Origin of the sequence: Mesorhizobium sp. M7A.F.Ca.CA.004.06.1.1 (assembly GCF_003999135.1) — a bacterium.
Classification (GTDB): Bacteria; Pseudomonadota; Alphaproteobacteria; order Rhizobiales; family Rhizobiaceae; genus Mesorhizobium.
In genome coordinates this window covers 1-7,037 of record NZ_RZPQ01000265.1, presented here as the reverse complement: position 1 = coordinate 7,037, position 7,037 = coordinate 1, and the positions used below count along the sequence as shown (strand labels likewise).

Sequence of the window (7,037 nt, the reverse complement as noted above, 5' to 3'; positions counted from 1 at the left end):
ACCGCACCCGGCTCGATGACGCCGCTCGCCACCACGGTCGACGAGGAAGGCGTGCTGTTCGACAATTTCCGCATCGTCGATCGCGGAAAATTCCGCGAGAAGGAGCTGGAAACGCTGCTCACCGACCACCGCTATCCGGCCCGCAATCCGCACCAGAACATCGCCGACCTCAAGGCGCAGATCGCCGCCAACGAGAAGGGCGTCGCGGAACTGCGCAAGATGGTCACGCATTTCGGCCTCGATGTCGTCGAGGCCTATATGGGCCATGTCCAGGACAATGCCGCCGAAAGCGTGCGCCGCGTGCTGGAGCGGCTGCCCGACAGTTCTGAGTATGAGTACCCGACCGACACCGGCCAAATCATCAAGGTGAAGATCACGGTCGACCGGCAAAAGCGCGAGGCGACCGTCGACTTCACCGGCACCTCGCCGGTGATGAAGAATAATTTCAACGCGCCGGAACCGGTCGCCCGAGCCGCCGTGCTCTATGCCTTCCGCGTCATGGTCGAGGACATGATCCCGATGAATGCCGGGTGCCTGCGGCCAATCAACATCATCATTCCCGATGGCTGCATGCTGAAACCCGCCTACCCCGCCGCGGTCGTCGCCGGCAATGTCGAGACCTCGCAGCATGTCACCAACGCGCTGTTCGGCGCCATGGGCGCCATGGCCAACGCGCAAGGCACGATGAACAACCTGACCTTCGGCAACAAGATCTACCAGTACTATGAGACGATCTGTTCCGGCTCGCCGGCCGGCCAGATGAACTCGGGCCGCGGCTTTGCCGGCACCTCAGGCGTCCACACCCACATGACCAATTCGCGCCTCACCGATCCCGAAGTGCTGGAACTGCGCTTTCCCGTACTGCTCGAGGATTTCCACATTCGGGAAAATTCCGGCGGCAAGGGCAAATGGAACGCCGGCGACGGCACCAAGCGCACCATCCGCTTCCTCGAAAAGATGGAATGCGCCATCCTGTCCTCGCATCGCAACCGGCCGCCGCAAGGGCTGGATGGGGGCGGCGATGGCGAGGTCGGCTCGACCAAAGTCCGCCGCAAGGACGGCACAATCGACATGCTGAAAGCCTGCGACCAGACAGTGCTGCAGGCAGGAGACGCCGTCATCCTGACGACGCCGACGCCGGGCGGGTTCGGAGGGCAATGACGAATGCTTGCCGGGCGCGGACATGGCGAGCCAGAGGCGGGCGCATGTCCGCAATATTCTGAGGAGAAGTCGCCATGTCCATCGTGAAGAACATTCCTGCCTACCCGAGCAAGACCTTCAACGACGGTTATCTCGATGGATACCAGTCACTCAAGCCCGGCATCGTCCCCTCAATGCCTTCCTACAGCAAGGTGCCAATCGGCCTCACTCCGTATCAATGGGGCTTCACACTTGGAGAGGATGACGCACGTGCAACTGGTTCGCAGTAAGGGGTGTGTTCGCGGCGGTATCATGGGCTTCGATAGTGCGCAAGTTGATGCCAGATGAAGTTGCGCGGCGGTATCAACTGATTTTACGCGCCACCTCTGTCAGGAGGCGTCAACAGGCTGTCACCGGCTTGTCATGACCCTAGGCTACCCGCTTGCGGCAAAGCAAATGGGGAATCATCTTGCCATGACGGACGTTTCCGCAGATCTGGTTTTTCGCCGCGGCAAGGAAGTTGGAAAGGCCGTCTACCAGAACCGCCCGCTGTCGAAGGCCGGCATTTCGGAGCGGCTGTTCGCCTTCCTGTTCTCCGGCCTCGTCTATCCGCAGATCTGGGAAGACCCCGATGTCGACATGGAGGCGATGCAGCTTGGCCAGGGCCACCGCGTCGTCACCATCGCCTCGGGCGGCTGCAACATTCTGGCCTACCTCACGCGCTCGCCGGCCCGGGTCGACGCCGTCGACCTCAACACCGCGCACATCGCGCTGAACCGCATGAAGCTGGAGGCGGTGCGCCATTTGCCATCGCAGGGCGACCTGTTCCGCTTCTTCGGCGCCGCCGACACCAGCCACAATTCGAAAGCGTATGACCGTTTCATCGCGCCGCATCTCGATCCTGTCAGCCGTCACTACTGGGAGCGCCGCAACTGGCGCGGCATCAGGCGCATCACTGTGTTCGACCGCAATTTCTACCAGACCGGCCTGCTCGGCCTGTTCATCGCCATGGGCCACCGCACGGGAAAATTCTTCGGCGTCGACCCCTCCGGCATCATGCAGGCCAGGAACATCGGCGAGCAGCGCCGATTCTTCAACGAGGAGCTGGCGCCGGTCTTCGACAAGAAGCTTTTGAGATGGGCGACGTCGCGCAAGGCTTCGCTGTTCGGCCTCGGCATTCCACCGGCGCAGTATGATTCGCTGATCACGTCGGGCGACGGCACCATGGCCAGCGTGCTGAAAGCCCGGCTGGAAAAACTCGCTTGCGATTTTCCACTGGAGAACAACTATTTCGCCTGGCAGGCCTTCGCCCGGCGCTATCCGAACCCCGGCGAGGCCGCCCTGCCCGCCTATCTCGAAAAACAGAATTACGAGACCATCCGCGGCAATGTCGACCGCGTCGCCATCCACCATGCCAATCTGATCGAATTCCTCGCCGGCAAGGATGCAGGCTCCGTTGATCGATTCGTCCTGCTCGACGCGCAGGACTGGATGACCGACGATCAGCTCAACGCACTGTGGACGGAAATCACCCGCACCGCTTCCGCAGGCGCCCGCGTCATCTTCCGCACCGCCGCCGAGCCCAGCCTGTTGCCGGGCCGTGTCTCCAGCTCGCTGCTTGACCAGTGGGATTATCAGGACCAAGCTTCGCGCGAATTTTCGGCCCGCGATCGCTCGGCCATCTATGGCGGCTTCCATCTCTACGTGAAGCGCGCCGCATGAGCACCAGCGAGTTGCCGGCCAGCCCCGAATTCAAGGCCAACCATGCCGAACTGATGGACGGCGTCTACCGCTGGCAGCGCCACATCTACGACCTGACACGCAAATACTATCTTCTCGGCCGCGACCGGCTGATCGCGGGGCTCGATGTGCCCGCCGGCGGTACCGTGCTGGAACTCGGCTGCGGCACCGGCCGCAACATCATCCTGGCTGCCCGCCGCTATCCCGATGCCCGCTTCTACGGCCTCGATATCTCGGCCGAAATGCTGGAAACGGCCGGAAAGGCGATCGATCGCGAGGGCCTGTCCGGCCGCGTCGTGCTGGCAAGGGGCGATGCCACCGATTTCGATGCCCGTGCACTCTTCGGTGTCGAACGCTTCGACCGTGTCTTCGTGTCCTATTCACTGTCGATGATCCCCGGCTGGGAAAAAACAGTATCGGCAGCGCTTGCCGCCCTGTCGCCGAACGGTTCGCTGCACATCGTCGATTTCGGCCAGCAGGAAGGCCTGCCTGGCTGGTTCCGGGCGCTGCTGCGCGGCTGGCTGAAAAAGTTCCACGTCACGCCGCGTGAATCGTTGCGCGAGGTGCTGGAATCAGAATCGCGGCGAACCGGTGCAAGCTTCCGTTTCCGCACGCTTTATCGCGGCTATGCCTGGCTGGCGGTTATCAAGATCACTTCCTGAATATTGCCGTGGGAAAGGCACATAAAGGCGAAGCAGCCACGATCCGTTGGATCAACGTTGCCTTATGACCCCGAGAGCGGTACACTATCTCACATGCATGGAAGCATGTGGTGATCATCGGCTTCAGGGATGAATGGCTGCGGGCCTTCTTCGTGGAAGACACCCATTCTCGCAACATTCCGTCCGATCTCGAAAGCCGTTTGTTCCGCAAGCTCCAGATGATTGACGACGCGATGATCGATCAGGATTTGCGTGTGCCGCCCAGCAATCATTTCGAGAAGCTGCGCGGCATTCTCGAAGGCTTCCATTCAATACGCGTCAACAAGCAATGGCGGCTGATCTTCCGCTGGGACGGCGGCCGCGGTGAGGCGTCGGACATCTATCTCGACGACCACAGCTATAGATGAGGTGAGAACATGTTGATGACCGCACGCAAGCCGGCAACGGTTGGCGAAATTCTCACGGAAGAATTCATGCAGCCGCTTGGCCTGACGCAGGCGGCTTTGGCCGAGGCGATGGGGGTCCAGCGCAAGCATGTGAACGAATTGTGCAACGACCGCCGCAACGTCACGGCGGCGACCGCGCTTATTCTGGCGCGGGTGTTCGGCAACAGCCCGGACTTCTGGTTGAACGTCCAGCGCCGCAGCGATCTTTGGCAGGTCATGAACTCGCCCGACGAGCGGGCGCGAGTTGACCGCGCCAAGCCATTGGCGACAGCTGCATAGCAAAGAGTTTGCGCCGCGCTAATGCAGCGCCTTGATCAGCGCCCCCACCATCGTCTGCGGCCGGTAGCCGAGTTTGGCAGGCGTCAGCCCCAGCCGCACCACCACCAACTGCTCCGAAGGGATGATGGCAACCGTCTGCCCGTCATGGCCTTCCATCCAATACGTGTCCTTGGGCAGGCCTGCCGCGACGCCGGCGCCGGGGTTTTCCTCATCGCCCGGGGCCTCGATCCACAACTGACCCTTGCCGTAGACCTTCGAGGCGGATGCCGGCTCGCGCATCCAGTCGACGAAACCGGTTGCCAGGATCTGGTTGCCGTTCCACACCCCGCCCTGCAGCAGGAACTGGCCGAAGCGCGCCCAGTCATGCGCGGTTGCGTAGAGATAGGACGAGCCGACGAAAGTGCCCTGCTCGTCGGTCTCTAGCACCGCGCTATGCATGCCAAGCGGCTCGAACAGGGCCGTGCGCGGCCATGTCAGCGCCTTGGCCTTGTCGCCGATCGCGTGCTGCCAGAGCCGCGACAGCATCACCGCCGTACCGCTCGAATAGGAAAACACCTTGCCGACCTCGGCCGCCAGCGGCTTTGATTCGGCAAAGCCCGCCATGTCAGGTTCGAGATAGAGCATGCGCGTGACGTCGGCGACGTCGCCATAATCCTCGTTGAACTCCAGCCCGCTCGACATCGCCATCATCTCGGCAAGGCTGATGGCGGCGCGGCCGTCCGCCTTCCACGGCGCAAACAGGTTTTTGTCGTCGAAAGCCATCTTGCCGTCCTTGACCAACGTACCGACGATGGCGGCATTCACCGTCTTCGTCATCGACCAGCCGAGCAGCGGCGTCTTGGCGGAAAAGCCCGCGCCGTAGCGCTCGGCGACGACGCGGCCATTCTTGACCACCACCACCGCCCGCATGCCGGTGCCGGTCAGCGCCGCATCGTCCAGCAGCTTGGCAACAACCGGATCCTGCGATGCCTCAACCCGCTCGCCTTCCGGCCACAGGTCGCCCATGGTGGCCGCCGACGGCTCCGCCTGGATCACAGTCCGTCGCGCCTTGCCGACATCGCCGTCCGGAACCGAAGCGCAGCCAAGCCCGTCGCGGGCGACAGCGACGCTCTTGCCGAGGAACCCGAACAGGCCGGCAGACACCGTTCCCCTGTTCTTGTCCACCGAAACACGCATTAACCGCAGCAGGGGATGCCCGGGCGCCTGCACGTCGACGGCCAGCACCTCATTGGCGTCCCGGCCGGCGATGAAGACATTCGAGCAGACGATCTTGGCCGAATAGCCGGAACCGACGCGGATCAATTCGGGCGGCGCGATGTATAGCCACGCAAACAGCGCGGCGACCGCCAGCACGATCAGACCAAGCAGCCATCTGACGATCTTGACGACGATCCGCATTTATTTCCTCCGGGCCCTGCGCGAGCCCTTATGTCATCGATTTGCCGCCATTGCTTCCGCAAATCACAATGCTTGTCGAGCGCCATCAACGGATTATCAACCATGATCGGCGATCACAGGATATGCTGAGCGATGCTGTGGGGCGATCGCTCGGAGGGGGCCCAATCACAAGCCGGCCATCAGGTATAGACCCATCAGCGACCGGCTGAATCCGGCTCGGGAATTGCGATGCGCCGTCTTGCGGGCCTCATTATGCTAGCGCTGCTTGGCGCGTGCTCGACAGTAGACGATCTCTCGCCACTGTCGCCGTCGGCGTCGAGCAGCCCGACGGTCACTGTCCGGGCGCCGCGCTTTGCCGATTCCAAGCCGCATGAATGGGAGAGCGGCGCGCCGTGGAACTATGCCGTCCACGGCACCGATGTTTCCAAATACCAGACCTCGGTCGACTGGCCGGCGGCCAAGGCCAGCGGCATCTCCTTCGCCTTCATCAAGGCGACCGAGGGCGGCGATCGCTTCGATGAATACTTCAACGAGCATTGGACCCGGACCAAAGCTGCGGGCGTTCCCCGCGCCGCCTATCACTTCTACTATTTCTGCACCCCGGCTGCCGTGCAGGCGCGCTGGTTCATCCGCAACGTCCCCGTCGATCGCTCGGCGATGCCGCCGGTCCTCGACATGGAATGGAACCCACAATCGCCGACCTGCAGGCTGCGTCCCGACGCCGCCACGGTGCGCGCGGAGATGACCACCTTCCTCGAGATCGTCGAACGCCACTACGGCAAGAAGCCGATCATCTACACCTCGGTCGACTTCTTCGACGACAACGGCCTGGCGGGGTTTCGCGGCTATCCGTACTGGCTGCGTTCTGTCGCCGGCCATCCACGTGAGAAATACGGCAGCCACCCCTTCACATTCTGGCAGTACACAGGAACCGGGATCATTCCGGGCATGACCGGCAAGGCCGACATCAACGTCTTCAACGGCAGTGAAGCCACCTGGAACAAGTGGCTGCGGCAGAACACCCGTTGACACCGGTTCAACGGCAGCACCGCCATGGATCAAATCACTCCAGCAGAGCTTCCGTTGAACCGGTGCAACGGCAGCGAGTCCGTCCGAGATAAGAAGCTCCGCAGAACACTGTTGACACCGGTGCAACGGCAGAGAAGCCGGCGGAATAAGGGGCTGCGGCACAAGAACCGTTGACACCGGGCCTGCCGCCTGCTTTTCGACACAGCCAGCGGTGAAAAGTGCAACCGCCGGCAATTCAGGGCGTTGGGCCTCCGGGGGAGCACAACAACTGCCCGCTATTCGTTTCGAGAGGAAGCTGATGCGACTGCGTTCCAAAGTCCTCGCGGCTGCGCTGACCCTGTGT

Annotated in this window: 8 protein-coding genes; 7 read left to right on the top strand and 1 reads right to left on the bottom strand. The window is 62.4% G+C overall.

Features of this window, described 5'->3' with window-relative positions; all coding sequences use genetic code 11:
* The 6 genes from EN906_RS17095 to EN906_RS17070 all read left to right on the top strand — a co-directional run.
* Positions 1–1,161, top strand: a 1,161-nt coding sequence (locus tag EN906_RS17095) for a hydantoinase B/oxoprolinase family protein (protein ID WP_206529106.1), incomplete at its 5' end; no start/stop codon positions are given.
* 74 nt (positions 1,162–1,235) lie between these two features.
* Complete coding sequence (locus EN906_RS17090; RefSeq protein ID WP_127271246.1) at positions 1,236–1,430, top strand: hypothetical protein; 195 nt, start codon at positions 1,236–1,238, stop codon at positions 1,428–1,430.
* Between the two features lie 133 nt (positions 1,431–1,563).
* Positions 1,564–2,862, top strand: coding sequence for a DUF3419 family protein (locus tag EN906_RS17085; protein WP_127271244.1), 1,299 nt, complete (start codon positions 1,564–1,566; stop codon positions 2,860–2,862).
* Entirely contained in the window at positions 2,859–3,542 is a 684-nt protein-coding gene (locus EN906_RS17080; protein WP_127271461.1) for a class I SAM-dependent methyltransferase, read from the top strand. The genes EN906_RS17085 and EN906_RS17080 overlap by 4 nt, the downstream gene beginning before the upstream one ends.
* 110 nt (positions 3,543–3,652) lie before the next feature.
* Positions 3,653–3,949, top strand: a complete 297-nt coding sequence (locus EN906_RS17075; protein ID WP_127267190.1) for a type II toxin-antitoxin system RelE/ParE family toxin — start codon at positions 3,653–3,655, stop codon at positions 3,947–3,949.
* Between the two features lie 9 nt (positions 3,950–3,958).
* Positions 3,959–4,267 carry a HigA family addiction module antitoxin gene (locus EN906_RS17070; protein ID WP_023813159.1) on the top strand — a complete coding sequence of 103 codons (309 nt, stop codon included), beginning with the start codon at positions 3,959–3,961 and terminating at the stop codon, positions 4,265–4,267.
* A gap of 18 nt (positions 4,268–4,285) precedes the next feature.
* Here the strand turns inward: EN906_RS17070 and EN906_RS17065 are convergent, their stop codons facing one another.
* Positions 4,286–5,665 (bottom strand): serine hydrolase, encoded by a 1,380-nt coding sequence (locus EN906_RS17065; protein ID WP_127267191.1) that lies wholly within the window; start codon positions 5,663–5,665, stop codon positions 4,286–4,288.
* Between the two features lie 228 nt (positions 5,666–5,893).
* Between EN906_RS17065 and EN906_RS17060 the strand changes: the two genes are divergently transcribed.
* The gene (locus EN906_RS17060) at positions 5,894–6,694 is read left to right on the top strand and encodes a GH25 family lysozyme (protein ID WP_023813161.1); all 801 of its coding nucleotides are present in this window, start codon (positions 5,894–5,896) and stop codon (positions 6,692–6,694) included.
* The last annotated feature ends 343 nt before the right edge of the window (positions 6,695–7,037 follow it).

Excerpts from the sequence above, each read along its gene's own strand:
- EN906_RS17090 (WP_127271246.1), top strand. The coding sequence starts at position 1,236 with ATGTCCATCGTGAAGAACATTCCTGCCTACCCGAGCAAGACCTTCAAC.
- EN906_RS17085 (WP_127271244.1), top strand. The coding sequence starts at position 1,564 with ATGACCCTAGGCTACCCGCTTGCGGCAAAGCAAATGGGGAATCATCTT.
- EN906_RS17080 (WP_127271461.1), top strand. The coding sequence starts at position 2,859 with ATGAGCACCAGCGAGTTGCCGGCCAGCCCCGAATTCAAGGCCAACCAT.
- EN906_RS17070 (WP_023813159.1), top strand. The coding sequence starts at position 3,959 with ATGTTGATGACCGCACGCAAGCCGGCAACGGTTGGCGAAATTCTCACG.
- EN906_RS17065 (WP_127267191.1), bottom strand. The coding sequence starts at position 5,665 with ATGCGGATCGTCGTCAAGATCGTCAGATGGCTGCTTGGTCTGATCGTG.
- EN906_RS17060 (WP_023813161.1), top strand. The coding sequence starts at position 5,894 with ATGCGCCGTCTTGCGGGCCTCATTATGCTAGCGCTGCTTGGCGCGTGC.